This is a genomic window from Thiohalocapsa marina, assembly GCF_008632335.1.
GTDB lineage: Bacteria > Pseudomonadota > Gammaproteobacteria > Chromatiales > Chromatiaceae > Thiohalocapsa > Thiohalocapsa marina.
The window spans coordinates 1-25,871 of the sequence record NZ_VWXX01000031.1; the positions used below are offsets into that span (position 1 = coordinate 1).

The 25,871-nt window shown below is 56.8% G+C and carries 25 protein-coding genes; 6 read left to right on the plus strand and 19 right to left on the minus strand.

Annotated elements, in window-relative coordinates; translation table 11 throughout:
* Window positions 1–372 precede the first annotated feature (372 nt).
* Complete coding sequence (aroG, locus tag F2Q65_RS15230; protein WP_150094272.1) at window positions 373–1,437, plus strand: 3-deoxy-7-phosphoheptulonate synthase AroG; 1,065 nt, start codon at window positions 373–375, stop codon at window positions 1,435–1,437.
* 21 nt (window positions 1,438–1,458) lie between these two features.
* On the opposite strand, the gene F2Q65_RS15235 is transcribed toward aroG, so the two are convergent.
* Both F2Q65_RS15235 and F2Q65_RS15240 read right to left on the minus strand, forming a co-directional pair.
* A complete protein-coding gene (locus F2Q65_RS15235) occupies window positions 1,459–1,902 on the minus strand; it encodes a tetratricopeptide repeat protein (protein WP_150094273.1) in 444 nt (147 codons plus the stop codon).
* 128 nt (window positions 1,903–2,030) lie between these two features.
* Window positions 2,031–2,852 carry an inositol monophosphatase family protein gene (locus tag F2Q65_RS15240; protein ID WP_150094274.1) on the minus strand — a complete coding sequence of 274 codons (822 nt, stop codon included), beginning with the start codon at window positions 2,850–2,852 and terminating at the stop codon, window positions 2,031–2,033.
* Window positions 2,853–3,089: 237 nt separating this feature from the next.
* On the opposite strand from F2Q65_RS15240, the gene F2Q65_RS15245 reads away from it, so the two are divergent.
* The 4 genes from F2Q65_RS15245 (at window position 3,090) to F2Q65_RS15260 (ending at window position 5,743) form a co-directional block, all read left to right on the plus strand.
* A complete protein-coding gene (locus tag F2Q65_RS15245; protein ID WP_150094275.1) occupies window positions 3,090–3,992 on the plus strand; it encodes a hypothetical protein in 903 nt (300 codons plus the stop codon).
* 166 nt (window positions 3,993–4,158) lie between these two features.
* Window positions 4,159–4,632, plus strand: coding sequence for a hypothetical protein (locus F2Q65_RS15250; RefSeq protein WP_150094276.1), 474 nt, complete (start codon window positions 4,159–4,161; stop codon window positions 4,630–4,632).
* Window positions 4,633–5,055: 423 nt separating this feature from the next.
* Entirely contained in the window at window positions 5,056–5,442 is a 387-nt protein-coding gene (locus F2Q65_RS15255) for a type II toxin-antitoxin system RelE/ParE family toxin (RefSeq protein WP_150094277.1), read from the plus strand.
* Window positions 5,423–5,743 carry a helix-turn-helix domain-containing protein gene (locus tag F2Q65_RS15260; protein ID WP_150094278.1) on the plus strand — a complete coding sequence of 107 codons (321 nt, stop codon included), beginning with the start codon at window positions 5,423–5,425 and terminating at the stop codon, window positions 5,741–5,743. Before F2Q65_RS15255 ends, F2Q65_RS15260 begins: the two co-directional genes overlap by 20 nt.
* 85 nt (window positions 5,744–5,828) lie before the next feature.
* Here F2Q65_RS15260 and F2Q65_RS15265 read toward each other — a convergent pair whose 3' ends face one another.
* The 16 genes from F2Q65_RS15265 to F2Q65_RS15335 form a co-directional block, all read right to left on the minus strand.
* The gene (locus F2Q65_RS15265) at window positions 5,829–9,026 is read right to left on the minus strand and encodes a type I restriction endonuclease subunit R (RefSeq protein ID WP_150094279.1); all 3,198 of its coding nucleotides are present in this window, start codon (window positions 9,024–9,026) and stop codon (window positions 5,829–5,831) included.
* On the minus strand, window positions 9,026–11,128 hold the full coding sequence (locus F2Q65_RS15270) for a GmrSD restriction endonuclease domain-containing protein (protein ID WP_150094280.1): 2,103 nt from the start codon (window positions 11,126–11,128) through the stop codon (window positions 9,026–9,028). The genes F2Q65_RS15265 and F2Q65_RS15270 overlap by 1 nt, the downstream gene beginning before the upstream one ends.
* An 88-nt stretch (window positions 11,129–11,216) precedes the next feature.
* The gene (locus tag F2Q65_RS15275; RefSeq protein ID WP_150094281.1) at window positions 11,217–12,758 is read right to left on the minus strand and encodes an RNA-directed DNA polymerase; all 1,542 of its coding nucleotides are present in this window, start codon (window positions 12,756–12,758) and stop codon (window positions 11,217–11,219) included.
* Window positions 12,755–14,473 (minus strand): ATP-binding protein, encoded by a 1,719-nt coding sequence (locus tag F2Q65_RS15280; protein WP_150094282.1) that lies wholly within the window; start codon window positions 14,471–14,473, stop codon window positions 12,755–12,757. Before F2Q65_RS15280 ends, F2Q65_RS15275 begins: the two co-directional genes overlap by 4 nt.
* Window positions 14,470–15,645 carry an SIR2 family protein gene (locus F2Q65_RS15285; protein ID WP_150094283.1) on the minus strand — a complete coding sequence of 392 codons (1,176 nt, stop codon included), beginning with the start codon at window positions 15,643–15,645 and terminating at the stop codon, window positions 14,470–14,472. Before F2Q65_RS15285 ends, F2Q65_RS15280 begins: the two co-directional genes overlap by 4 nt.
* Window positions 15,642–15,890 (minus strand): restriction endonuclease subunit S, encoded by a 249-nt coding sequence (locus tag F2Q65_RS19535; RefSeq protein WP_170265766.1) that lies wholly within the window; start codon window positions 15,888–15,890, stop codon window positions 15,642–15,644. Before F2Q65_RS19535 ends, F2Q65_RS15285 begins: the two co-directional genes overlap by 4 nt.
* Before the next feature lie 48 nt (window positions 15,891–15,938).
* Window positions 15,939–16,970: a restriction endonuclease subunit S gene (locus F2Q65_RS15290; protein WP_342782249.1), complete on the minus strand. Its 1,032-nt coding sequence runs from the start codon at window positions 16,968–16,970 to the stop codon at window positions 15,939–15,941.
* Entirely contained in the window at window positions 16,924–18,504 is a 1,581-nt protein-coding gene (locus tag F2Q65_RS15295) for a class I SAM-dependent DNA methyltransferase (RefSeq protein WP_150094284.1), read from the minus strand. The genes F2Q65_RS15290 and F2Q65_RS15295 overlap by 47 nt, the downstream gene beginning before the upstream one ends.
* Window positions 18,505–18,543: 39 nt before the next feature.
* Entirely contained in the window at window positions 18,544–18,999 is a 456-nt protein-coding gene (locus F2Q65_RS15300) for a PIN domain-containing protein (RefSeq protein ID WP_150094285.1), read from the minus strand.
* Window positions 18,996–19,241 carry a FitA-like ribbon-helix-helix domain-containing protein gene (locus F2Q65_RS15305; RefSeq protein WP_150094286.1) on the minus strand — a complete coding sequence of 82 codons (246 nt, stop codon included), beginning with the start codon at window positions 19,239–19,241 and terminating at the stop codon, window positions 18,996–18,998. Before F2Q65_RS15305 ends, F2Q65_RS15300 begins: the two co-directional genes overlap by 4 nt.
* Window positions 19,242–19,522: 281 nt before the next feature.
* Window positions 19,523–20,902 (minus strand): P-type conjugative transfer protein TrbL, encoded by a 1,380-nt coding sequence (gene trbL, locus F2Q65_RS15310; protein WP_150094287.1) that lies wholly within the window; start codon window positions 20,900–20,902, stop codon window positions 19,523–19,525.
* A complete protein-coding gene (trbK, locus tag F2Q65_RS15315; protein ID WP_150094288.1) occupies window positions 20,902–21,165 on the minus strand; it encodes an entry exclusion lipoprotein TrbK in 264 nt (87 codons plus the stop codon). Before trbK ends, trbL begins: the two co-directional genes overlap by 1 nt.
* Before the next feature lie 15 nt (window positions 21,166–21,180).
* Complete coding sequence (gene trbJ / locus F2Q65_RS15320) at window positions 21,181–21,969, minus strand: P-type conjugative transfer protein TrbJ (RefSeq protein ID WP_150094289.1); 789 nt, start codon at window positions 21,967–21,969, stop codon at window positions 21,181–21,183.
* Window positions 21,970–22,104: 135 nt separating this feature from the next.
* Entirely contained in the window at window positions 22,105–22,599 is a 495-nt protein-coding gene (gene traJ, locus F2Q65_RS15325) for a conjugal transfer transcriptional regulator TraJ (RefSeq protein WP_425473419.1), read from the minus strand.
* Between the two features lie 405 nt (window positions 22,600–23,004).
* Window positions 23,005–23,421, minus strand: a complete 417-nt coding sequence (locus F2Q65_RS15330; RefSeq protein ID WP_150094290.1) for a hypothetical protein — start codon at window positions 23,419–23,421, stop codon at window positions 23,005–23,007.
* A gap of 10 nt (window positions 23,422–23,431) precedes the next feature.
* Window positions 23,432–23,644: a plasmid-related protein gene (locus F2Q65_RS15335; RefSeq protein ID WP_106453187.1), complete on the minus strand. Its 213-nt coding sequence runs from the start codon at window positions 23,642–23,644 to the stop codon at window positions 23,432–23,434.
* Window positions 23,645–23,725: 81 nt separating this feature from the next.
* On the opposite strand from F2Q65_RS15335, the gene F2Q65_RS15340 reads away from it, so the two are divergent.
* Window positions 23,726–24,598, plus strand: a complete 873-nt coding sequence (locus F2Q65_RS15340; RefSeq protein ID WP_150094291.1) for a hypothetical protein — start codon at window positions 23,726–23,728, stop codon at window positions 24,596–24,598.
* 140 nt (window positions 24,599–24,738) lie between these two features.
* Here F2Q65_RS15340 and F2Q65_RS15345 read toward each other — a convergent pair whose 3' ends face one another.
* Window positions 24,739–25,857 carry a site-specific integrase gene (locus F2Q65_RS15345; protein ID WP_170265768.1) on the minus strand — a complete coding sequence of 373 codons (1,119 nt, stop codon included), beginning with the start codon at window positions 25,855–25,857 and terminating at the stop codon, window positions 24,739–24,741.
* Between the last annotated feature and the right edge of the window lie 14 nt (window positions 25,858–25,871).

Here is a 25,871-nt window from a genome sequence, read left to right on the forward strand (position 1 = left end):
GCGGATAAGCGAAGCGCATCCGCCGTTGTGGCCTGTGGCGGATGCGCTTCGCTTATCCGCCCTACCGTGCATCCGTGTAGGTTATTTCTGAATCCTGCCTTAATGACGCAGCTGCCGCCGTCTCCAGTACCATACGGCTGGCCAACAGTGTATGCGCCTGTTCGCGGCGGGCCGTGCGAGGGGCTCATCCCCGGGCGCTGTCGCCGGATCAGTTTCTGCGCTGACCTGTCGGGGCTGGCGAGTCCCGCGTCGACCGCTTTTGTCGTCAGCGACGATTGCGCTGATCGATAATTCCAGACGGATGGCCTTGGAAGCTCGTTTATACTGCGGCCCATGCCATTGACAGTGCAGGCCTTGGGCCTCGGCGGAAACATGCACCACAATACCGACGATCTTCGCATTCGCAACATCACGCAGGTCATCGCACCGAAAGACCTGCATCAGGAATATCCCATCACCGACACGGCGGCGGATACCGTCTATCACGCCCGGCGCGACATCCAGCACATCCTGCATGGCGAGGACGACCGCCTGCTTGTGGTGGTCGGGCCCTGCTCGGTCCATGACCCGGCGGCGGCCATGGAGTACGGTCGGCGTCTGGCCGAGATTCGCCAGGACCTCAGCGATCGGCTGATGATCGTGATGCGGGTCTACTTCGAGAAACCCCGCACCACGGTGGGCTGGAAGGGCCTGATCAACGATCCCAACCTGGACGGCAGCTTCGAGATCAACAAGGGCTTGGGCCTGGCGCGTCGCCTGTTGCTGGACCTGAACGAGATGGGCATGCCTGCGGGGACGGAATTTCTCGACCTGATCAGCCCGCAGTACATTGCCGACCTGGTGAGCTGGGGCGCCATCGGCGCGCGCACCACCGAGAGCCAGGGGCACCGGGAACTGGCCTCGGGGTTGTCCTGTCCGGTCGGTTTCAAGAACGCCACCGACGGCAGTGTGAAGGTGGCCATCGATGCCATCCACGCCGCGGCGCGTCCGCATGTGTTCATGTCGCTGACCAAGGATGGCCACTCGGCCATCTTCAGCACCTCCGGCAACGAGGACACCCACGTGATCCTGCGCGGTGGCGATCGTCCGAACTACGACACCGAGAGCGTCAACATCGCCGCCGAGGAGATCGAGAAATCCGGGCTGGCGGCCAAGCTGATGATCGACTTCAGCCATGCCAACAGCCGCAAGCGACCGGAAAAACAGATCCAGGTGTGCGAGGATGTGGCGGGCCAGATCGGTCGCGGCGATCGGCGGATCATCGGCGTCATGATCGAGAGCCATCTGGTGGCCGGACGCCAGGACCTGACGGACATGGATGACCTGGTCTACGGGCAGAGCATCACCGATGCCTGTGTCGCTTGGGATGACACCGTGCCGATGCTGCAGGAGCTGGCCGACGCCGTGGAGCAGCGGCGCCAGCCACGCCAGCGCTAATCAGCCCCAGCCGGCCTTGGTCTACTTCTCGTCGAAGCCCGCCATGCGATACCACTTGCGGGCCTCGTCCATGTCCTGGGGCACGCCGCGGCCTTCCTCGTACATCATGGCCAGGGTGGTCTGCGAGCCTGCCAGGCCCTGGGCGGCAGCCTGCTTGAACCAGCGCACCGCGCGTTCGGGGTTCTTCTCGGCGCACTCGCCTTCCATGTACATGAAGCCCAGGCCATGCTGGGCCACGTCCAGGCCGCCTTCTGCCGCGGCCTTCATGTACTTGAAGGCGAGCAGCGGATTCTCCACCATGCCAAGTCCGTTCTGGGCCATGATGGCCAGGCGATACATGGCCTCGGTGTTGCCCTCCTGGGCCAAGGGCGAGAGCAGTCCGGCGGCGCGCGAGAATTGCTTGGCCTCGAAGGCGGCGATGCCGCTGGTCAGGGCCATTTCCTGATCGCTGATCTGTTCTGTCATGGTCTGGGTTCCTGCGCTCGGGCGATGGTTCGCGGGCATGGCGCCCGCCGACATGCACCGGATTTGAGGGTGGCCGGAGGGAATTCCACCCATCCGGGGATGGCTGCTCGTGGAGGGGCGAGCGCTGCTCAGCCGTCGAGGGGCAGCCCGATGAAGGTGACCCAGCGCTGAAACAAGGTGTCGTTGGCGGCGGCCACCGCAAGGCGTTTGTCCAGGCTCAGGGCGTCGGTGGGGGTGCGGCCATGGTCGGCATACAGCGTCGAGACGACGCCGGCCTCGTCGGCGATCAGGCGTCCGGCGGCGTAATCCCACAGCTTCTGGCCACCGTGCAGATAGAGCTGAAAGCGCCCCGAGGCGAGCCAGCACCACTCCAGCGCCACGGAACCCAGGTTGCGCTGCGAGCGGAACGAGCCGGGGCGAAACAGCGCGGCTATCCGCTCCGGCGGCAGCCGCTTCATGTCAACCGCCGCAAGACAGTCGCCCAGGGCTTCACCGGGGGCATGGGGCGCGATGGGCGCGTCGTTGACGAAGGCGCCGCTGCCGTGAGCGGCGGTGTAGCATTCGTCGCGCAGCGGGTCGAGTACCGCCGCCAGCTCCGCCCGACCATTGCGGATCAGTGCCAGCGAGATGCCGAATCCCGGATAACCGCAGGCGTAATTGCTGGTGCCGTCCAGCGGATCCAGGCACCAGAAGGTGCCGCTCCCGTCGCCGAGCAACTGCCGTTGCTGCGCGTCGGTCATCTCCTCCCCCAGCACCGGAATCCCCGGCCAGCGCTCCCCCAGGGCCGCGCACAGGCTGGCCTGCACCGCCAGATCGGTCTCGGTGACCAGGCTGCCATCCGCCTTCGCCTGCGTCTTGGCCTGACGAAAACGGGGCATGATCTCCTCGCGGGCGGTACCGCGCAGCAGCGCGGACAGGCATTGCAGATCAAGCGCAGAGGGCTCTGGCATGGGGTGAGTCTCCTGGGGCGTTTACGTGGAAGCCGATCAGTACTTGGTTCGATACCGCACAAGGTACCGCATGCCGGCCATGAATAACATCGAACCCAGCACCAGCAAGACCCAAGGGCCGCATCATCGTGCGCGGCAAGGGGGTAGAGGTGCGGGTGGTCTAAGCGGTCGGCATCTTCGTCATTTGCGCTGAGCCAAAGTTAAATTTACTGTCACCGTAAGATGTGGGGTCAGAACGTGCATGTCATCGCCGTCGATTGGGGCAAGGACGCTCGGAAGCGGTCCGCTTATCTCTCTCAGCTTGCGTCACGCACGATTGCTCGCCTGCCTTTTGACGGGAGCCTGGCGCATCTAATGGAGCAGGCATCTTCTCTCGACGGCCCGGTATTGATCGGGATCGACGCGGCAATCGGTTTCCCGGCAGCGTCCTGGCAAAGCCTGCATGACCACTGCCCCTGCCCGCCGCGGACCTTCGCTGACTTTCTTCTTGGCTTGTCACTGCCTGCAAACTTTTTTGAGCCCGTCTCGACACCCGAAGAATGGTTGCCGCAGCGTCCTTTCATTCGACCTCCAACTGGCCGATGGTCGCTGCAGGCCTTCGTGGATGCGTCCCGCCAGGGGCTTTACCGGCGGGTCGACAAGCAGCTTCAGGCAAAGCCGCTCTTTGTCACCTGCGGCCTACCGGGAAGTGTTGGAAGCGGAACGCGGGCGCTCTGGCAGGAACTGATCGGGCTCGCCGGCCTGGGGGAATTCCGCCTTTGGCCATTCCAAGGGACCTTGGCGACGTTGTTGACCGAAGACGTGCCGGTCATCGCTGAAATCTACCCCAAGGCCTGCTATGGCCTTGCCTTGGCCGAGTCCCTGCCTGCTCCGTTGTTGTCGATCGCAAAGACGAAGGAGCACGCAAGACAGGCGGCCCTTGTGCAACTGCGGAACAACCCCTGGCTCGTGCGCCAGCGCATGACCATCAATGACTTCGACGCTGCCGTGGATAATGAAGACCATTTTGATGCGCTGCTCTCGGCCGCCGCATTGACGCGGATTCTACTCGAGGAAGCGCCGATCGAAAGCCCGGAAGCCATGGACGGCATTGCCGAGGGCGGCATGCTCGGTGCCGCAAGCCTGACAGCGCGGGTCTAGCAGACTGCAATAATTCACAAATTGAAGACGGCCGGCATGCCGACAGCGCCCTCCGGCCAGGCAGGGTTACTGATACTGCAACCAGAACTATGATGCCATTTGCGGGCTGGAGCTGGGGTGGGGTATAAGGAAGCCGTTATAAGCGGAACGGGTCCTGGAGGATGTGATGCGTGTCTTATCGTTTGTACTGTTGACGCTGTTTGTCGTGCCGCTTTGCAGCGCGTCTGAGTTCACTGTATGGACAGTGCCTGCAAGGCCACAGGTGGAAGTTTCAAGCACGACTGTGGTGAAGGATGGAATCAAGAAGACGGTGAAGGCGCCTTACATCCCGCTGCAACTCATGCTCAAGAGCCATAATGCGTCTTCTTCGATCACGCTGGCAACGGTGGATGTCTCGGTTTCCGTGCCCGGTGTCTCGACTGATCGTTACAGTTTCACGATTTCGCCCTACATCACCTTGCAGCCCGGCCAGTCGGAAAAGTCCGATATCTTCTACCTGGACGGCCTGCGCCAGACTTGGGGATCCGAGTACCAGATCAGGGTGTCGGTCAATGGCTGGCGAGGAACGGGTACCAATCCTAGTGACCGGATCTACAACACCTTCTCATTTGATGTCCAGCCACCAGCCTCTGCCCGATAATCTGGCGTTGGCCCCGAGCGTCAAGTACGTGGGTTTTGGTGGGCCGCCTAGGATTCGAACCTAGGACCAAAGGATTATGAGTTTGCACGCAACGCTGCAAGCCCAGCAAAGTCAGGGGTAATCTACCGTAAGCCAGAAAAGCTAAAAGTATTTACGTGACAGTAGGTTAGCGTAATTTTGCGAAGATGGCCAGAACGGGTGAGTGTACCGCTACTGTACCGATTTCACCTGCTCTTCGGTACAGCCAGCATCGCTTCGCTGGTGGCCATTTGAGTTGTCAAGGATTCCTTGACAACTGATATGCGAAGCTGGGGGCAGACATGAGCAAGAGTTTTCCTTTGGGCCAGTCATCTCTCAGCTCCCCATGCCCCCCAGGAATCTGGTTGACTGGAAATGTATTGCACGTGGTGGTATGGTTTGGCAATGAGACGAGTCTTCAAAACCCGCACCTTCACCCGCTCGATGAAAAAGGCCGGGCTAACCGATGTAGCCCTGTGTGCCGCAGTCGAGGAGATGAGTCAAGGGCTCGTGGATGCTGACCTGGGTGGCGATGTTGTGAAGAAGCGCGTCGCGCTGCCTGGCCAGGGCAAGCGTGGCGGGGCCAGAACCATCGTGGCTACGAAAATGGCGGGGCGCTGGTTCTTCCTCTATGGCTTCAGCAAGAACGAGCGATCCAACATCGACAAGGACGAGTTGAGGGTACTCCAAGAGGTGGCAAAGGAGTTGCTTGGCTTTGATGACCGGCAACTAACCATTGCGCTGGCTGCTGGTGAGATTGTGGAGATATGTGATGGCGACGACAAAGCGTAACAGCCGAATTCTGGACGAGATGCACGAGACAGCGCGTGGGCTTCATGGCGCCGGTCTGATCAGCAAGCGTCGTATGGGCGAGTTTGAGGCGCTGTGCAATCTCGATGTGCACGAAATTCCGCCACAGCAGATCAAAGCGCTGCGTGAGCAGGCACACGTCAGCCAAGCAGTTTTTGCCGCTGTGCTGAACACCAGCCTTTCCACGGTTCAGAAATGGGAAGTCGGCGACAAGAAGCCGAGCGGGCCGTCGCTCAAGTTGTTGAACCTGATCGAGCGCAAGGGGCTTGAGGCGGTCATTTAATGGCGGAGCCTGACTGCGGGCCCTCTGCAAGTCCAACTGACAAGGATTCCTTGTCAGTTGATAGCCAGCTTGGCCCCATGCAGCATCAAGCTGACTGCCATAGCCCCGTCAGCGCCTCTGCCTGCTGAAGAACTGTCTGCACTGCTGCATCCTGTAAATCCGGCGGATAGCCATACTTGCGCAGAATGCGCTTGACCAGCACCCGTAACCTGGCACGAGCCGATTGGCGATGCGCCCAGTCTACGGTGACATTATCCCGCAGACTCATGAGTAGTTCATGGGCTATCACCCGCAATTGCACATCGCCCATGACTTCCATAGCAGACTCGTTCTCGGAAAGCGCATCGTAGAAAGCAACTTCCTCTGGGGTCATCCCGTTGGCTTCGCCACGCTCTCGGGCGGCTCGCAGGTCCTTGGCCAGTTGTATTAACTCTTGCAGTACTTCGGCTGTGGTGATCGCATTGGCGTGATACCTTGCAATGGCATCCTCCAGTCTTTCGGTAAAGGCCCGACTTTCCACGACGTTGGTACGAGTGCGTGAACGGATGTCATCGTTCAGCAATTTGCGTAGTGCTTCCAGGCCAAGGTTTTTCTTCTCCATCTGCTGTACTTCGAGCAGAAACTCGTCTGAGAGGATGGAGATGTCAGGGGTCTGGATGCCAGCCGCAGCCAGGATATCGACAATTTCCGTTGACACAACAGCTCGACTGACAATCTGCTTAATAGCGAGCTCGCGGTCCTGGCGTGTTTCACCGCTACTGCTCGCACTTTTCGACAAAGCGGCACGGATGGCCTGAAAGAATCCCACCTCTTCGCGGATCGTACGTGCTTCATCGGAGCTTGACGCCAGGGCAAAGGCTTTGGACAAGGCCAATACCCCATCGGTAAAGCGCCGCTGAGCCTGTTTCTTGGCGTCTGGTGTTTTTTCAGCCGCCGCCCACTGTTGCTGCTTGTCCAGAACCCATTCAATAGCGCCGGCCATCATCGCCAACCGCTCGCCGGGTGTGCCATCCAGAGCGCTGCGGTAGTCGAAGCCGTAGAACATGTCGCGCACGATTTCGTACTTCTCCAGCATCACCGCCACGGCTTCGGCTTCGTCGATGCCGGTCTTGTCCTGGTCTGGCTTGGAGTACTGCGCCAGTGCCGCTTTCAGATTTTGGGCAATACCTATGTAATCCACGATCAGGCCCGCCGGCTTGTCACGGAATACGCGGTTAACACGAGCAATCGCCTGCATCAAGCCGTGGCCGCGCATCGGTTTATCGATGTACATGGTATGCATACAGGGCGCATCAAAGCCGGTCAGCCACATATCGCGCACAATCACCAGCTTGAGCGGGTCGTTAGGGTCGCGAGCTCGCTTGGCCAATAAGTCACGTCGCGCCTTGTTGCCAATATGCTGCTGCCACTCAACAGGGTCGCTGGCAGCGCCAGTCATTACTATCTTGACGCTGCCGGCGGTGTCATCGCTGCTGTGCCAGTCTGGTCGTAGCTTGATGATCTCGTCGTAAAGCGCCACGCAAATGCGCCGGCTCATGCATACCACCATCGCTTTACCATCCAGCGCCGCGACCCTGTCCTCAAAATGCTGCACCAGGTCCTTTGCGATCAATGCCAGGCGCTTATCGCTGCCTACCAGAGCTTCGGCCGTGCTCCATTTCTGCTTGGTGCGTTCGGCGCTGGGCTCGTCCTGATCTTCCAGCAGGGCTTCAATTTCCGCATCAATATGTGGCTTCTCATCGTCATCCAGCTCAATGCGCGCCAAACGTGATTCGTAATAAATAGGTACGGTTGCTCCGTCTTCTACGGCACGGCTGATGTCATAGATGTCGATGTAATGGCCAAAGACAGCAGGTGTGTTGACATCAGTTGCTTCGATAGGTGTGCCCGTAAAGCCGATGAATGAGGCGTTGGGCAAGCCGTCGCGCAAGTATTTGGCAAAGCCATAAGCAATCTCGCCGGTTTTGCTAGCGACTTTGGCTTTGAAGCCGTACTGGCTTCGGTGTGCTTCATCTGCGATCACCACCACATTGGCGCGATCAGTCAGCACCGGGAAATCCGTTTCATCGGCGGCTGGCGAAAACTTTTGTAGCGTGGTGAAGATAACCCCACCAGAAGCACGAGACAGCAAGGTACGCAGGTGTTCCCTGTCCTCCGCCTGAACCGGTGTCTGCCGAATAAGGTCCTTGCACATAGCGAAGGTGGCAAAAAGCTGGTCGTCGAGATCATTGCGATCAGTGAGCACCACCAAAGTGGGGTTGGCCATGCGCTGCTCGAACACCAGTAGCCCCGCATAAAAAGCCATCAACAAACTCTTGCCGGAGCCCTGGGTATGCCAAATAACTCCGGCCTTCCGGTCGCCGGGCGGTTGGTCCTTCACACTAGGCAAGCCATAGACTGCGGGGTCTTCAGCAACCGCGAACTGACTGGCCCTTAGCGTGGAAATCACAGCCTTCTTGACGGCGTGAAACTGGTGATAACCGGCGATGATCTTGATCAGTCCAGACGGGCTTTCCCCGAATACCGTGAAGTGACGCAGCAAGTCGAGAAAACGCCCCCGCTCGAACACGCCCTCGATCAGGGTAGCCATCTCAGGCGAACCCTTTGGCTCAATATGCTGACCGTCCGTAGTGCGCCAAGGCATGAAGCGCTCTTGGTCCGCCGACAACGAGCCGACCCGCGCCGACAGACCATCAGAGGTCACCAGCAGTGCGTTGCTGCGAAACAGTGCCGGGATTTGTTGCTTGTAGGTTTGAAGTTGATTGAAAGCGCCTGTCAGGGTGGCGTTCTCGCCGCCAGGGGCCTTGAGCTCAATAACGGCCAGCGGCAGGCCGTTGACGAACAGCACAACGTCTGGCCGTCGCTTGACTTGTCCGGCAACCACCGTAAATTGCTGCACTGCCAGCCAGTCGTTGTTGCTAGGCTGCTCAAAGTCGATCAGGCGCACGCTGCCTGCTGTGAGCACGCCGTCATCACCATAATATTCAACCTCCGCGCCATCGATCAGCAGGCGATGGATTCGGCGGTTCTCTTCCAACAGGTTGGGCAATTCCGATTGCGTCAGGCGGCGTATGGCGTCTGCCTGTGCTTCGGGCGGTAGCGTTGGATTCAGGCGCGCCACAGCATCACCAAGTCGACTTTTCAGCACGACTTCATCATAGGCATCACGTTCCGGCTCGCTGCCGTCCGGGCCTATGATCTCATCTGTTGCGCAGGCAAAGCCGAGCGAGGTCAGTTGGTCAAGCAGTGCGGTTTCCAATTGGGCTTCGGAGAGAAAGGCCATCACGTATTCCCTCCGCCGTTACCCATCTGTTTCTCAAACGCTTGCCGCACCAGCCCCATGACATAGGGCAGCTCATCCAGCGAGGTGAGCCCCACTTCGACATCCCCGTTACCCCAGCGGCCCAGGTTGGTCACATCCTTCGCTTCACCCTTTGGATCATGCAGCTCATGGAAGGCCATGTTCAGGGAAAGGCGCAGACGGCTTTTTTGTGGCACTACATCCACGAAGTTGGTCTCGGCCTTGAAGGCAACATACAGCTTGAGCACCTCCTCGGTGACGCCCGGGTCCAGTGCCATGACCTCCTTGCGCAGCGCATCGAACAATGCCCTCATGGGGCTGCCGGTTGCCAGTTGCGGGTGGTCGCTCAGGTCGTAGCTGACACTGGCAGGTGACGCCTGCCGATAGGTAGCAAGCGTCTCCGCTGACAGAGCGGGGGCTTGCCAAACGGTCACCGCCTGAGCGGCCAGGCGCTGGGCGCGGGTTTGAATCGCTTCTTCGTTCCAGGTATCCAACGCACCCAAACCCTCATTCAAGCGCAGCGGGCTCTGCTTGAAGCCTCCCTGCATGTCGCGCTTCTCGGCAAAGGGGCGATCACTGTATTCGGTGTTGTAACCCGTGAGTGTCAGGTTGCCAAGTGTGTGCAACCAACTCTCCTGCACCCGCTGCCAGTCGGAGCCGAGCGCCTCACGCCATTTGGCTGAAAGGTTCTCGTTCTGTGGCAGGATATGTTCGATGGTGTATTCATCCACCGGCACCCGCTCCTTGCGACCGTGGTTCTCCAGTCGGCGCAGCCAATAGCTGCGGCTGCGGAAGTTATACAAGTCGCGCACGCTCAGCTCACGCTTGAACTCCTCGTCATTGGGAAAGCGCCTATAAGAGGGCAAACCAAGGAAATGCGCCTGAATGCTTTCCAGATATCTATCCTTTTTCAAGGCTCGGCCGAAGTTGGCGAAGGTTTTGTTCAGAGAGTTGGTGGGTATAGCGCACACTGCACGCCGGAATACATAGGCCTCCACCAAGCGCACAGCTGCGATGAAATCATCGCTACTCAGCTGATCCTTGGCATAGTCATCATAGAGTTGCAGTAGGAAAGGGTAGGCCACATCGACCTTTAACTCGCGCAGATCCTGAAACGCCTCGGCCAGTCTCTTGTCGGTTTCTTGTCCCAGCGCCATGGCGCAGTAATAACCACCAAACGTGTGGATATCGGCCACTAGCGCATCTACCCCTGCTGCCGACTGTTCCGGGGTTCGGGCAAAGGCCTTGAAGGCTTCGTATACATCGCCGATTTTGGGCAGCTCGCCCGTGCGGACTGTCAGGTAATGGCGCATGAACCAGTCGAAATGCTCGCCATAGCCTTCCTGCCCAAATGCGACCTCCATCGGTCGCCAGTGATCCTCGTAAAGCCGGGTCTGGTGCTCGGGCTCTAGCCCCATCAAAACAAAGTTGCGGATTAGGTCGGCCTGGCTTAGCGCCCGCCCGGTGGAGTTCATGCTTTCGAAGATCAGTTGAGGGTTATCTTGGTCGCGGCTGAGCGCAATATCCACAATGATCAGCTTAGCCAACCCTTGGCACAGCGGCTTGAGGTTAGTTAGCGTCTTCACCTTCTGCTCGAAAAACGCGAAGTTCTCCTGAATGCGCAGGGAAGGCTGGGCCGGCCAAGGCTTTTGCCGTAGCAGCGCCAACAGGCTGTCCTTGTCGGTCTGTGTCAGCAGCAGCTTGAAGCCACGCTCGCCGTCTTCCAGCGGGTTGAGCAAATAATAGTTGCGCAGCTTCTTTGCGGAGAAACCATCGATGGGTTCTTCTTCACCCAGATGGCGGCACAGCGCCTCAATAATCAGCATGGCGGTGGCAAGGCGTTGCTGTCCGTCGATTACCAGCAAGGGTGATTGGCTGGAAACCTGATATAAACCCTGTTCGATATAGACCACTGAGCCGATGAAATGCCCACCAATGTTATCGTCACTACCGGCACGTAGAATGTCGTCCCACAGTTGTTGGCACTGAGGTTCATTCCAGGAGTAGGTGCGCTGATAGATGGGAATAATGAACTGCGGAGATTTTTTCAAAAAGTCCAGCAGTTTGGCTTCGGTGGCCTTCATGGGGCTCCTCCCAGCACAGATTTCACTGGCTCTATTTGCACTAGCGTGTGCTGCCTTCTTGGCACCTTTAAGTTGTAGATGATGGGGATCATTGATAGTAACCCCCCGTTTCCTTCGAGAGAAATAGTTCCACCTCGTCAATCGGGATCACTGGTTCCAGTGTTTCAAGTGCGGGTTGGTCAATAACTGGTGTAGTAATTGCTCTTTTTAAATCTGCGCTGGTTATCCATCGGGTGCTCCACAGCGACACATCTTCTCCTGATACCAGCCTGCATATTGGTTCCTGATACGATATTTCTTTGGCAATGGGCAGGGTGGCACGCTGTATCCATATCTGCATGTGACCAGTATTCGGAATCTTGGCAAACCGAGTCTTGATCTTCTCGGCTACGTCTTTCTTCTCATCCTCAGAATCGAGAAAACTCATCAGCTTACTGAGGATCGCTGCACAGATTGCATAGGTGCGGGGGTTGCGGTACGCAAAATCCACAACAATTGCGATCATAGGCATCGGCTGTTCGAGTAGGCGCTTCAAGCGTGAAATACGCTTGTGGAATTCATTTAGTGCCACCACGAGACTGCCAGCATTGGGAAACCGGGTAGCATGGTCGTGAATGATGAGCAGGTGCTTTTGCAGACTTTTTTCTCTATGTTTGCGGAAGATCCAAGCCAGCTTATCGCTCTTGATTGACGCGCGCACGACATCGTTGCTTGCTCTGGTTTTCCCAGGATTAAGCTTCAAGCCAAGGCCAATCGTAACCTCGGTGAGAAGCTTGATGATTCGCTCGCCGTCTTGTGGGTTATTTATGAATACGCGGTAATCGTCACGGTAGCGCAGGATACAATAATCCTTGATTTCCAGGCTTTGTATTTTCTCTGATAGTTCCAGATCAGCAAAGCCAAGCACTAGCTCGGCAACAAAGTCCATCAGCGTAGAGCCTTGTGGAATGCCGTTGGTCTGGCCATGGCGCATGTCTTGGATATGGGCGTCTATAATGTTTCCGAGCAGATTCTTATTAGTTCGCTTTGCCTTCGCCTCCTGCTTGGTGTGCAATGCCCACGCTATCGAGTGGGTGTAGATAGCGCCGTAGCAATCAGTAATATCAGTCTCAACTAAATACTCATACTCAAGCGAAAGCTCAATGGAGCGCTGCTCCACTGAGTGCCACCATTGAGACACTTGTTCTGCTTTGTCTTTTTCCTCTGACAGAGAAACAACCGGCAAACTCAGGCAGTGAATCTTGCTGTTCGCAGAGAATGTAGCGAAACGCTCCTTCACCAACTCCCAATAGGGGTTCGTAGTTAACTGGTGGACAAGGGATACATACAGAGCTGGGTGGATTAGCTGAAACGGCCGCCATGCATACTTGCCATCCTTGTTGTTAAGGACAGTGTAATTCACATCATCATGGTCTCGTGGCTTACAGGACAAGCCAGATAGTGCCTTCCCTTCAAGAGCTTTATGTGTATTCTCAATCAATGCGTCAAAGCGAATGTAGTGCGGCAAATCGAGACCACAATAGCTCTCTGCTTTGAGAAAAAATGCCCTGGCCTCCTCCGCAGAAAGCTCAAGGATCGACTGCCGGCTTGCCGATATTCTGGTTGAGTATGTAGCCTCGGTGCTTTTCATGGAGCACCCCAGCACTCTTGATACCTTGGCCCGTCTGACAACGGCTTGGTGTCTGGTTCCTTGATCTGGATAGTCATTGGGATTGGAAAGTCGGTGCCAATAATCGCGGCCTCACCTGGCCGAAGATTTGGCAGGAATGCAGAAGCTGCCCGGTCAATTTCACCGCAGGCGCGTTCGACAACTTCTCTGTCCCGCTCATTGGTTAAGCGGTGTACAATCAAAGTGCCCATTTGGCTGAGAACGCCTTCGGTGATGTCACGAGGGCGCTGGCTGGCAAGGCATACGGTAAGCCCGTACTTCCGTCCCTCCTTGGCTATGATTTCAAAGGCATCAAGTTTCGCTTGATAATCGTCACTCCCTAAATGGCGCCCAAGAAAGTTATGCGCTTCGTCGACAATGACCACTAATGGACGTTTTTTGAGGTCGCCATTTCTGGCTGTACTCAGCAAGTGCCGGCCAATCGCATTTGCAACTATTTCACGTGCATTAAATTCGTAAGCTACTGCACTCAAATCTATACGGAAAAGACGTTGTTCATCGCTTAAAAAAGAAGTTAGGCTGCTTGTGATTGATGGGAAGGCGCTATCTGAGAAAACAAAGCTCATCGTTGGGGAGCGAAGAATCCCATTGATCCTAGTGATTAATGACGCGCAATAACCGATTTCCGCCTCATTTCTTCCTTTCCATTTGGTATCCCCGTAATCTTGAACACACTCGTTAATAATCTGACGCGGAAGAAGCGAAACGTTGAACTCCTGCGCTGGGTTGTTCACCGCCACCGCATGCTTGTACATAGCATTGAAAAAATCTCTTTTTACCGAGTTTTCCTTCACTATCAAACCGTCGCGTGCAAGGCCGGGCTCCAAGGCCGCTAGCCTCAAGCTTTGAATTGCGGCTAAAAGCTTTGGCCCTTGCACTTTTCCTGAGGGCTCGAAGAGCGCAATAAAGTCAGATTCTAGAAAAGACGTTGGCGGTAGCGATGACCGTTCTGATTGAGCCGCAGAGATTGGTGGAACACCGAGATGGCGATGCGTAACATGCTCACTGTGGAAGTCCCGATACTCACCTGTTGCGTCAATCAGTATCAGCTTGGAACGATGCCGGAGGCATTCTTCTATGATGCGGGCGGTGGTCCAGCTTTTGCCGCCACCGGTAGCGCCCAAAATGGCGCAGTGACGGCCGAAAAGACGCTCTGGCTTTACCGAGACTACACTCTCGTGAGCGGTATCAATCGTCCCCAGTTCCAGACTGACGCTGGGAACTTCCGCGCCGCTTACCTCCATGAGCTGCGGAAGCAAGGCGATAAAACGATGTGGTGCAGCGTAAATTCGATCGCCCAGCCTGGGGTAGGCATCGACACCCGCTGTCACCCGTAAGCTGTCTGTGGCCACACAGCCCAGCAGCTGAATCTGGCCGAGGGCGTCCATATCGGTGTTACCCGAAAAATCCCGCGTGATACCGCGCCGTTCCGGTTCACGTACTTTGATCTCCGAAATTCTACCCAATATCAGGCTCTGTTGACCTTCAATCAGAACGAATTCCCCGACTTCGCCGCGCCCATAGCGCCCGCCCGAGAAGTGCGCTCCGCTGGGCCTACCAGCTTCGGAAAGATTCACACCCACCGCTCGGGCAGTGATCGATGCCGCAACGCCCAAGAACAGCTCAGGTCGCAGCAATCCGCGAGGAAACTCGGTATCAATGTCGGCTGGCTTCATGACGGCTTAATCACTCCCTGAACTGCTTTCATCAACGTGTCGGCCGGCGTCAGCGATTTAAGATCGGGCACCATTTCACTGAACGCTTCAAAGTCCGCAGCAACAAACCAAATGTCTTCTCCCTTACATGCCAAAGAGTTGAATGCCTGCCAATACTTGTTCTCGCCAGTAGTCTGCTGTTCAGCATAAGGATCAACAATGATCAGACGTAAATGAGGGTTCGACTGCACAGCGGCAAGAAGAGGTTCTGAAAGGTGATCATCATTGAACCCAAATCCTGCAACCACGACACACGTGTTAGGTTCACGAACTGCTGACAGATACTGCGCCATCGACTCCAGATGCGGCTGGCTGAAGCTTTGTTGATACTTTCCCGCTGCTGGGTAAATCAAACAGGCCTCATCCGGGGTCGGCTTCATCTCTTCGAGCAATGTTCCGTCAGATTTTCTGGCCCAGCTGACCGAACCGTGCAGTTTGTAGAGCAAGAACACGCCTTCAAGATAACTGGCATCCTCGCCACTGCGCGGACGGCGCACCAAGTCATAGTTGAAATAGCGTGGATCATATCGGCGTGGTGCAGTGAACGAGAAACCATCAATGGCGATGCCGCCGAGTGCGCTTGCGGCCCGTTCGAAGCAGAGATCATAGTTTGTAGTAAATATTTTCAGGCGCTGATCGCGGGCCCTACGGCGTGAGAGTCGATGCAGGAATCGACGGTGAGCTGCGAGCTTTTCTTCGTTAAGAAAGTCCGAGCATTGCTGCAGAATGATCCTCTTGCTGTCATTCAGAAATTGTCGGAGCGCCGCCTCCTCATTCAGCTGGAGAGAGGCTTCAATACGGGATAATAGCGCTTCGATATTCTCGGTGGTGATGTCATGGTTGACCGTTGTGGCTGCCGTCTTAGCCTCTTCAGTTGCCGGTTTACCTACTACGGCATCCCACAAGTCAGACATGGAGGGCGCGCCCGCTGACAGCGAACAGCCAGAACCAGCAAGAACAACCACATGCTGCATCTGGAGTGAGCCCAGTAACATATTGTGCAGCTCTTCCTGATTATTTCTGGCTCGCCTCTGCTGATCGTCATCGTCTGGTTTTGCCTCAAGTGGTCGCCATTCGACCTCTCGGGGAGCCTTGAATGCCTTTATGGGCTTATCTTCATCATGGGTGGTCATGGCAGACTCTTCTTCTTGTTTTGTACGTTATCTTCGGCGCGCTCCAGGAATTGCTCGGCATCGTTGATCCGCAGTTCGCCGGAGATCAGTTTCGGCAGCAGGGTGTCGCGGAGTTGTGCGAGGGTTTTGGACTCCTGCTTATTTTTCTCGACAGCATCAACCCAGCCGCTCACCGCATTGGCAAAACTACGCAGGGCATCATTGACGATTTCTCCGGGAGGAACAGTGACCGGCGAAGCGAGCACTACGTCAGGGCGTACTGCCGGATAAGCTGCACCATCAGCTAGGTGAGTTTACCGCTCGATGTTCTCCGGGGATGTCGCCGCAAGAAAGACGAAATCCCGGGAATGCTTATGTAGTGGCCTCAGCACAGCAAAGCCCGTGCTGCCTGTCATGCCGTCGTCTCCGATCAGCGCAAACGACTTATTGCCAGGTCGTACGGTACCAACGATAGTGTCACCGGGGCGCAGGATACGTTGCGCACGACTTGGCGCTTCCGACCAAGGCATCCGAGCGGTTCCCTCAATGTTGCCTTGCTTGGTGTTCGACAAATCCACATATCGAATGTCGTCAGGCGCATTCTTCTTCGTCCAGGATTCTGGATTCAGGCTCGCGAAGCTCGCTAGTGTGGCGGATCGCCACCCCTCCGGCTTGCCCTCATCATCGAGGCGGTCGGGGAAGAGTTGCCAGAGGTCGGCGGGGAGGTAGGGTTCGCGGCCTTCCATTTTGGCACGGACGGGGCCGAAGTCGACGAACCAGTCCTTGAACAGGGCGCGGGCCATGGCCTCCAGGGTCTGGTTGCGGCGGCGGTTGAGTTCGATTTTGTCGTCTAGGGTGCCGAGGATGTGGGCGGCAATCCGTTGATCATGCTCACCTAGGTCTGGCCATGGAAGAGCAGAGAGCATCCCCGACGACACATTCGGAAATGTTGAACCAGTCGCCTGTGTGAGTAGACTGGGCAAATGAAATTCAACTACAGCACGAACCAGAGGCTGAAGTTTGCACTGGGATTTATGGCGAATAGCTGCAATGCCACGACCAATTGCATAGTCAAGATCAGCCCAATTCATTCTTCCAGTCGTTGAGCCTCGGACGCAAAAAAGGAGGTCTCCTGCTTTTGCAAATTTTCGAGCATCAGTCGTAAATTGGACGGGCGTTGGATGATGTGGACCATATTCCGTTGGCCCATTCAAAAGGGGTATGCCAACTCCAGATGTATTGCACATTTCTCCTGCCGGAGACTGCCCCATTACTATATCGCAGACATCTGATAGAGTTTTACTCGCCATACCCAAGCTCCCCCAGGTTGGCTTCAATCGCTGCATCCAGCCGCGCCGCTTCCTGCTGCTGCTCGCGCCACTGGGCACTGAGTCGCTGCATCTTTTCCTCAAATGGTTCGTCGTCGTCTTCCTGCTCTGCTGCGCCGACATAGCGGCCCGGTGTGAGCACATGGCCGTGCTTGCGGATTTCATCTAGGGTGGCGCTTTTGCAGAAACCGGGGATATCGGTGTACTCCCCGGCCTCCTGCTCGCCGCGCCAGGCATGGTAGGTATCGGCGATCTTCTGAATATCGGCATCACTGAGCTCTCGCCGGGTGCGGTCCACCAAGGTGCCCATATTGCGGGCGTCGATAAACAGCACTTCGCCGCGCCGGTCGCGCAGGGTTTCCCCGTTTTTTGATAGAGAGCCACGCTTGCCGTTGGATTTGTCGCGGGCAAGAAACCACAGGCAAGCGGGGATTTGGGTGGAGTAGAACAGTTGCCCCGGCAGCGCCACCATGCAATCCACGGCGTCGGCTTCCACCATGGCCTTGCGGATTTCGCCTTCGCCGCTCTGGTTGGAGCTCATGGAGCCGTTGGCGAGCACCACCCCGGCGGTGCCGAAGGGCGCCAAGTGCCAATAAATATGCTGCAGCCAAGCGTAGTTGGCGTTGCCTACCGGTGGCACGCCGAATTGCCAGCGCGGGTCTTCACGCAGGCGGTCGCCGCCCCAATCGGAAATATTGAAGGGCGGGTTAGCGAGGATGTGATCGAAGCGCAGGTCGCGCAGTTCGTCCTTGTGGAAGCTGCCTTCATTGTTCCAGCGGATGTCGGAGTCGATGCCGCGGACGGCAAGATTCATCTTAGCCAGACGCCAGGTGGTGTAGTTGCTCTCTTGGCCGTAGATGGCGATGTCGCCGATGCGCCCGCCGTGTTCCAGTACAAATTTCTCGGATTGCACGAACATGCCGCCGCTGCCGCAACAGGGGTCGTAGACGCGGCCCTGGTAGGGTTCGAGCATTTCCACCAGTACGCGCACCACCGAGCGCGGGGTGTAAAACTCGCCACCGCGCTTGCCCTCGGCTCCAGCGAACTGGCTAAGGAAATATTCATAAACCCGGCCAAGCACGTCCTTGGACTTGTCGCCGCCCTCGTTCATGGCGATGCCGGAGATTAGGTCGATCAGCTCGCCCAGCATCACCTTGTTGAGGGCCGGGCGGGCGTAGTCCTTGGGCAGCACGCCTTTGAGGGATTCGTTGTCCTTCTCGATGGCGCGCATGGCGTCGTCGATCAGGGTGCCGATCTCCGGGCGCTTGGCATTGGCCTTCAGATGAGACCAGCGGCCTTCCTTGGGTACCCAGAAGATGTTGTCGGCGAGGTATTCGTCCTTGTCCTCGGCGGCTTGCAGGTCTTCGGCCAGGAGTTCTGCGTGGCGCGCCTCGAAGGCATCAGAGATGTACTTGAGGAAAATAAGGCCCAGGGCAACGTGTTTGTAGTCGCTGGGCTCCATATTGCCGCGCAGCTTGTCGGCGGCCTTGAAGAGTTCGGCCTCGAAGCCCAGGTTGGCGGCGTTGCCGTTGTTGGTTTTTTGCTTTGCCATGTGCGTCCTGTCGGTATGTCCTGAAGCGGGTTTTAGCCGCTAAAATTTCTGCCGAGCGGCGTTAATGCTCGGGCTGTGTGCTCGCCATGGATTGATGGTGTCCACGCCCGCCGCTTCGAAAGCTACGGTTTCTCTCGCTGCTACGATCAGACCGTGTACTGCCGCTATCGCAGCGATGTAGCCATCTACCGGGAGTATTTCGCTGCCGCCTTTTTCGACCTTCGTTATCGCTTCGGCATAGGCCTTTGTGCATGACTGGTCGAAAGGAAGAATCCGCCCTGCAAATAGGGGTAGTAGCCGCTTCTCCAGGCCTGCATGTACATGGGCACGCCGTTCTTCCGAGGGGAGCCGCGCTACAGCGGCCTGCAACGCTGCAACGGTGGTGGCAGATAAATAGAGCGTTTCCAGCGGCTGGGCATCTATCCACTCGATGACCTGTGCCGCTGGCGTGTCGCGCAGCAACTCGCTGATGATGCTGATATCAAGCAGAATCATTCAGTACCTGCCGAGCGCCCGGTGTGAGCCGACCCGAAGGATGCCAGCTCTTTGTCGGTCAGCTTGGCCTGCTTGCCTATGTCGGCCAGCAGAGTGCCCAGCTTGATGCGCCCCTCGGGCGCAACAGCTGTCTCCAGGATCTCGCGTACCTCGGCTTCCATACTGTGTCCATGCAGGGCTGCGCGGACGCGCAGGGCGCGGTGTACTTCGTCGGGTAGGTTTCGAACCGTCAGCATGGCCATCGCCAGCAGTCTCCAGTGCCTTCAATGCAGTCACTGTATGATACTGCATGCGTTATGGCAATTCGGCGGGGTGATCCCCGCCTTTCAGGCGAAATGGCCCAGATTGTTGATCAAAGCGCGTCCTCGGCTGCAGCCACGAATAACTCCAAGCTGTTCGTGGTGGATACGTGGGGTGGGGGAGTAAATTCTTGCTCCAGCTGCATTTCAGCCTCTATTTCTTCGGTAATGAAGAATGGCTCGCTCTCAGTGCTATCCGGTAACTCCATTGCTGCTCCCCCATGTTATGTGTCGTGACGGTGATTATGTTCGCCGCTGTTGCTGCCAGCCAGGCTGTTACCCTCGAACGACGGGGTGCTTGCCCGTAGCGATGACGCCAGGCGACCGCCTGCTGTATCCGCAACGCGGTCTTTGATCTTCTCGGCGGCCACAGCGCCGATGCCCTTGGCCAGGTTGCCCGCCGTGCCGGCCGCGAGGCTAACAGCCCGCTTTGCGCCGCTTTCTGAGCTGCCACCAAACCCGGCTGCCTGGGCGAACGGGCTGCTGCCGGCATTGCCGTCACCGCCGGCGTTGGTGCCAGTGCCGCCAGGACTATTGTTCGACATTCCTCCCATGCTGGGCATGTCGCTCCCGCTCGACATCGAGGCTTGTGCCTTGTCGAACGCCGCCTTGATGGCTGAACCGCCACCCGCCAGATTTACCGCACCACCCATGACGGCTGAACCTGCCATGCTTGCCGCACCCGCTGCCATTCCTGCCGCTCCCATAACGGCACCTACCGCAGCTCCAGTACCGAAGTTGCCGATGCCGCCGGCAGATCCGATGCCGGAACCTGTGATGATCCCGCCTACCATCGGTGGCACTCGGTTAACCAGTGACAGCAACGCCATGCAGAACACCAACATGACGCCCAGCTCTTCGAAGTTGAGCACGTTTTGGTTCATCCTGATGTAGAACGTCGACAGCATGTCGTTACCAATGCCAACCAGCAGCACCATTGTCATGATCTGAACGGCAACGCCAAGGACGGTCTTGTAGTAATTGATCGCCATGTCCGAAGTCCAGCGCGATCCGCCGAAGCCCAGGAAGAAGATGCCGGCATAGGCCAGTAGCCAGGCTGCGATCAGCATCAGCAGCATGTTGATGGCGACAAGGGCCAGAAGCAGCATGATTGCGGCACTCAATACGGCACCCACCAGACTATCGACGGGCGACCAGGCCGACAGGTTATTGATGGCCTGCTTCCAGATCATAAAGCCCACATCGACGATGCCGGACGGCGTGACCGAGGACACGCCAGCCGCCTGCTCACCGATTCTGGCCAATGACTGGATGATCGAGTTGGCAAACGCCGGCCCGTTGACCAGCAGCCACCAGAAGAAGCCAGTGAAGATGATGAAACGGACCAGCTCCGCGAAGAACTCGCCAATGTCTGCTTTGCGCAAGGCCATCATTCCGAACGTCCAGACCATCGAGATCACCACCAGCGTCCAGAACAGCCACGACGCAGCATCGATAATCACGTGCTGCCAACTGGCAGCTCGGGTGGCGTAATCGGTTACTACCTGGTCGAGAATCCCTTGGTTGGTCAGGTTTGCACTGGCGAGGCTCGAATGCAGCAATAGGACCCCGCCGCTCAGGATTGCTCTAGTCATGGTCTTCATCAGTTGCCCTCCCGATCTTGCGGCTCGGTCAACTCCAGCCAGTTAAGCGGCTGCTCTGTGGGGGCAATGCCGCTGCCTGCCGGCCGGCGCGAGCACAACCCGGCAAATGTCTCCCGAGTTGCCTTGTCCTGGATCTTCATGATCTCTCCCATCTGGCAGTTGGCATCGTTCACCTCCGGCATGGTCGGGGCAGGTGGGGTGTTGTCGCAGCCAGTGATGGCGAGAAGGAAGCCTGCCAGCATCGGAATAGTGAATTTGTTCATGGGTGCCTCTCCTTGTCAGCGGGCCAGTTCGAGCCAGTTCTTGGGACTGTTGGTCGGCGCTATCCGCGATTCGGTGGAAGCGGCATGGGCAGCCTGTTGCTTCGCATCGAGGTCGGCCTCGGCTTGCATCCGTGTTGCAATGACCTGGTGCTGCGCAAGCAACATGGCACGCATCTGCAAGAGCTGGTTAGCCTGCTGGCTGGCAAGCTGGTTGGCATAGCCTAGGGCCTGCATTTGTCCATCCGCACCCTGTGCGCTGTGCTGGAGCCGTTCCAGTGTGCGGGCATCTGCTTGCAGCGCATCCTGCTGCTGTTTCAGGGTATGGAACAGGTCATCATTGGCGCGCTTCTGGCTTTCGCTCGCCAGGCGGCGATTCTCGTTCATGGCTACCCATTCGGCCTCTGTGCAACCGCCAGTGGCGTTAAAGCACGGCGAACCACGGTAATAGGCCACATCCTGGAACTTGCCCAGGTAGGCGTCAATGCTGCCGAGCTGTCGCTTGTAATAGTCCAGCGTGTCGATTGAGGCACGCAGGTTGTTCATCGTGCGGGTGGCTTGATCCCAGATATAAGCGGCTGGGGCCATTGTGTTTTGAAGCTGATTTTCGTACTGCTGGAGCTGGGTTTGGTACTGCTCAATTTGCTTGAGCGTCTGTGCCACCGACTCGATGGCGGTCATGACGTTTTGCGTCAGGTTGCCCCCGTCAATGACTGGAATCCCGGCCTGAGCCGGTAGCGAGCCGCCGCCGATGGCGAGCGAGATCAGGAGCGCGGTTTTAGCCGCTAAAATTTTGCGAGTTCTCATGGTCGATAACCTTTGCTGAAAGTGGCTAGCGTCATCGAGTAGCCGCGCCACGGAGCTATTCGGTAATTGACCAGAGCGACACCGAAGCCCGGCCGTTTTTGTTTGAATCACGGTGTCAATTTTTAGCGGCTAAAATCACTGATCAGCCTGAGGCCGAACAATGGTCCTCATTACCAGGGTCATCTGGTCCTGGGTGGCCTCGATCCTTGCCAGGAGGCGGTGGATCGTTTCCGGACCGAAAGCTGCGGTTCTCACATCGTCGGTTAGCCATAGCTTGAGCAGCCCTCCCAGACGACCGAGGTCACCATTTATGCGGGCAAGCTCTCGCACCCGCTGGTAATCCGTGACGCCCTTGATTTGGTAGCCCTGACCAACCTCCCGCAAATAACGGGCAACACTCATTCCGGCCTGCTTGGCCTGCTGTGCGATTTGGATTTTCTCTTCAGGCAGTACCGGAACCCGAAGATGGTGCCGGCGTTTGCGGCTCGTCTCTTTCATCATTGCCTGTCTCTCTTTAACCCTTTCGGCGGTAGCCGATGCCTCGCAGAGCAGGATGAGCGTTGAACACCCTTGGGTGTGAATAAAATCCAGTGAAGATAGATAACCGGCTTGACGGTTAGCTAACTTCACACATCCTGCCCTGTGCTCAGCATCCAATCTTTCACATGCGCGCCAGGCAATTCATCGCTATTTCATTGCGGCTGGATCGCAACTCCAGTTGCCTCATGCAAATGAGCGATAAAACAGCGGTGTAGTTGCGTTTAACAGCACTGCAATAGCGGTTCGACAGCGATGTAACAGCGATCTTGCAGCGATCTTTGTTTTCTGTTGATTTTGAGATGCGTCGTATGCGCGCAATCGTTGGTTTAGTTTTAACTCCAGGTGAGTGCGACATATCGAAGGGCGTTCCATTTCGAAGCAGGTAAAACGATCTTGTTTTATCTTCATCACGTATTTCGAATGCGGGGCCATCACTTCCTCCTGGCGTTCACGTCACGGCGCAGGCCGTTTTATTAATCTGAGTCTTTACTAACCTCAGTTCTTTTTATCCTTTTTATTTATTAGCGTCGGGTTTTCCGAATACGGATTATCCGTAGTTGGATTTACCGTAGTTGGAAAATCCGAACGTGGTGAATCATGATCCCGGTACTCGGGCTGGTCTGACACGAGCCAGGCCGTGTGACTGAACTTGCCTCGTTCTCCACGCTCTCGCTTGATTCGCAGATAGCCTGCTTGTTGCAGCTCCTGGAGCCCTGTTCGCGTCGCGTCTCGCCCCGACTTTTTCTGTTTGGACAGATGCGACAGTCGAAGCCTGAAGTTATCAGGCAGTGACAGCACGAACACCAGGATTCCCAGCGCTTTCCAAGACAGGTTGGGGTCCCGAATAAGCTCATTGGGTAGCGTGGTAAAATTCGACCGGACTTTGCGTCGAACAATGACAGTATCATCCACATCATTGCCCTCATGCCTCGTCGATGAGTTCGGCAACATCACTTGCACGGAAATAAACACGTCGGCCTACTTTGCGTTTGGCAGCGTTCCATTTTTGCGCAAACTCGGTTTGACTTCGCAACGCTATGCGGAGACCATCTGGACTACGCTTAAGTAACTCTGAAAGTTCTGTCAGTGAGAGCAACGGTCCATAACGGTCAAGCAGTTGTTCTTCGGTGGTCATCGGTTGGCTCCTTGTGAATACGCCTAGTAAGTTCAATGTTCTCTGGGCTTCGGTAACCACCATTAAAAGGAAGGCATGGTCATGAATACAGGCGCGGAAATGCCGAATATCACGCAAAAGAAAACAAAGTTGAGTCGTACCCGTGGAAGGCCAGCCAGGCATGAAAGCGAACGTATGAAAACGATTGCCTGGTATCACTTCTTGGCAGGGGAAAGAGCGCCTGCTGAAATGTGCGACTGGATGCCTTTTGAGGATATTGACCAGGCAACCATATATCGCTATCGACGGGGAGATATTTCTCCGAGGGCGGATATTCTCTGTGCGAGTTGCGAAGTGTTTCAGGCAGCACGCTCCGTCTACGAAATCGGCCCGCTGATGGTGCCCTTATGGGATGCCTTGTGGGGAAGCATAACGCCCGAAGATTTCAGGATGGCTGATCGTTTGATGCCTGGGGGCGACTGGCCCGAAGGTGGGTTGAGTCAGTTTTTCTTCGAGGACTTGATCTTGGCCAGGGTTTTTGCGTTTCAAACCAAGTGTCTTCGCGGCAAGCCAGGCTCAGTCGTTTCGGAACTGGAGTGTTTTGTCACTGCAATTCGAGTTGTTCGTGCCTGGGATGTGCTTGGGCAGATAAAATCAACTGCTTTGCGGGTCTTGCTTGAAGGCCTCATGTCGATGCCAGGCACCCGGGAAATACTTTCTCGGCACGGGTTGGTCACTTCGCTCAAGGATTGGATTTCTGAGTATTTCGGCAGCGGATCGGCAGCACCTGCGAATACGGTTTATTGGGCACCTTGGATGACAAACCAAAATGAATTGCTGAAGCAGCAGTTGTGCGCAGAACAGCAACGCATGGTGGTGGCGAAGAGTTTACGCGCACAGCTGTTTCAAGGTGACGCCGCAGAGCCCGACGATTTTTCGGTAGCCGGTGCGGGTGACGATAGCACCTGGCATTAATATCCGCAGGGTGGCTGGATTTTAGCGGCTAAATTCGAGGGCATCGGCCAAGGCCATGTATGTAGTATGTTGTACGCTACTACAACATACTACATACATAGCGCAGCGCTCTGCGCTTAGCTGGCTGTAATGATGACCCGTCAGTTTGGCTTTTTGGCGTCTTGTTGCTTGCCTGCTCTGCGCGTCGAGATGGCATCCAGCTCATCTACCAGGTCCTCCGCTCGCAGATGGGTGTAGCGCCGCAGCATCTGCATGGACTTGTGGCCGCTGATTGCCGCTACCTGTTGGTCGCTCAGACCGCCTTCGACAAAACGGCTGACCGCTTCATGGCGAAGGTCGTGGAATCGTAGGTCTTTCAGCCCGACACTTTCCTTGGTGTTCAACCAGACCTTGTTGAAATTGTAGGGTCGACGCTGCCCATCTTTTCCAGGCTCCCCGAAGAAGATCAGATCGGTTTCAATGGGTCGAACCGGGTTGGCCAGGGCCTGACGAAATATGTCTACTGCGGCACTGGTCAGGGGAACGGTGCGGGGCAGGGTGTTCTTGGTCTCCAGAAGGCGCACGATGCGCCGTTTCAGATCGACCTGGCTCCGGCGAAGGGTGGTGATCTCCGACGAACGCATGCCTGTTTCCAAGGCGATACGGACGATCCAGCCGAGCATTGGGTTGCTGTGCGCATCGACTGCCTGCATCAGTCGTGTTTCTTCGTCCAGGCTAAGGCGCCGTTCGCGACCGGGTGGCGGTGCGGGGCGGCGGATGTTCTGTACCGGATTGCTTGGTAGGCCAATGCCCCATTCCTTGATCGCGGTGCTGAACATGTGGCCCAGCAGTGCCAGATCGAGGCGGACCGTGTTCGGGGAGCGGGGCTTGGGGGCGGGTCTTCCCTTGGCGTCCTTTCTATCCAGCCCTGCCAGTCGGTCATCTCGATACTTGGCGATGATCTCAGGGGTTAGGGCGGCCAGAGAGTACTTGCCGAGGTGCTGGATCAATGGTTTGGAATGCCGGGCGTCGCTAGCTGCTGAAGATGGTCGCTTGGTGGGCGAGACCTCTGCCAGGTAGCGCTTGAGAGCGTCGGCGACTGTCATCCGCTCGGCCGGAGCGCGTTGGATGTAAACGCCGCGCACCATCTCGTCTTCTGTTCGACGTGACCAGTCTTCAGCATTCCGTTTGGTACGGAAGGTTTTGGTTGCGGTTGGAAAGCCGACCTTGCGGATGACGGCTTTCCAGGTGCCGGAGGGTGTCTTTACCAGTGTCGCCATAGGAGCCTCGGTAC

Bases quoted from the DNA above. Each gene is read 5' to 3' on its own strand.
- aroG (WP_150094272.1), top strand. From the start codon at position 373: ATGCACCACAATACCGACGATCTTCGCATTCGCAACATCACGCAGGTC.
- F2Q65_RS15235 (WP_150094273.1), bottom strand. From the start codon at position 1,902: ATGACAGAACAGATCAGCGATCAGGAAATGGCCCTGACCAGCGGCATC.
- F2Q65_RS15240 (WP_150094274.1), bottom strand. From the start codon at position 2,852: ATGCCAGAGCCCTCTGCGCTTGATCTGCAATGCCTGTCCGCGCTGCTG.
- F2Q65_RS15250 (WP_150094276.1), top strand. From the start codon at position 4,159: ATGCGTGTCTTATCGTTTGTACTGTTGACGCTGTTTGTCGTGCCGCTT.
- F2Q65_RS15255 (WP_150094277.1), top strand. From the start codon at position 5,056: ATGAGACGAGTCTTCAAAACCCGCACCTTCACCCGCTCGATGAAAAAG.
- F2Q65_RS15260 (WP_150094278.1), top strand. From the start codon at position 5,423: ATGGCGACGACAAAGCGTAACAGCCGAATTCTGGACGAGATGCACGAG.
- F2Q65_RS15265 (WP_150094279.1), bottom strand. From the start codon at position 9,026: ATGGCCTTTCTCTCCGAAGCCCAATTGGAAACCGCACTGCTTGACCAA.
- F2Q65_RS15270 (WP_150094280.1), bottom strand. From the start codon at position 11,128: ATGAAGGCCACCGAAGCCAAACTGCTGGACTTTTTGAAAAAATCTCCG.
- F2Q65_RS15275 (WP_150094281.1), bottom strand. From the start codon at position 12,758: ATGAAAAGCACCGAGGCTACATACTCAACCAGAATATCGGCAAGCCGG.
- F2Q65_RS15280 (WP_150094282.1), bottom strand. From the start codon at position 14,473: ATGAAGCCAGCCGACATTGATACCGAGTTTCCTCGCGGATTGCTGCGA.
- F2Q65_RS15285 (WP_150094283.1), bottom strand. From the start codon at position 15,645: ATGACCACCCATGATGAAGATAAGCCCATAAAGGCATTCAAGGCTCCC.
- F2Q65_RS15290 (WP_342782249.1), bottom strand. From the start codon at position 16,970: ATGCAGCGATTGAAGCCAACCTGGGGGAGCTTGGGTATGGCGAGTAAA.
- F2Q65_RS15295 (WP_150094284.1), bottom strand. From the start codon at position 18,504: ATGGCAAAGCAAAAAACCAACAACGGCAACGCCGCCAACCTGGGCTTC.
- F2Q65_RS15300 (WP_150094285.1), bottom strand. From the start codon at position 18,999: ATGATTCTGCTTGATATCAGCATCATCAGCGAGTTGCTGCGCGACACG.
- F2Q65_RS15305 (WP_150094286.1), bottom strand. From the start codon at position 19,241: ATGGCCATGCTGACGGTTCGAAACCTACCCGACGAAGTACACCGCGCC.
- trbL (WP_150094287.1), bottom strand. From the start codon at position 20,902: ATGAAGACCATGACTAGAGCAATCCTGAGCGGCGGGGTCCTATTGCTG.
- trbK (WP_150094288.1), bottom strand. From the start codon at position 21,165: ATGAACAAATTCACTATTCCGATGCTGGCAGGCTTCCTTCTCGCCATC.
- trbJ (WP_150094289.1), bottom strand. From the start codon at position 21,969: ATGAGAACTCGCAAAATTTTAGCGGCTAAAACCGCGCTCCTGATCTCG.
- F2Q65_RS15335 (WP_106453187.1), bottom strand. From the start codon at position 23,644: ATGACCACCGAAGAACAACTGCTTGACCGTTATGGACCGTTGCTCTCA.
- F2Q65_RS15340 (WP_150094291.1), top strand. From the start codon at position 23,726: ATGAATACAGGCGCGGAAATGCCGAATATCACGCAAAAGAAAACAAAG.
- F2Q65_RS15345 (WP_170265768.1), bottom strand. From the start codon at position 25,857: ATGGCGACACTGGTAAAGACACCCTCCGGCACCTGGAAAGCCGTCATC.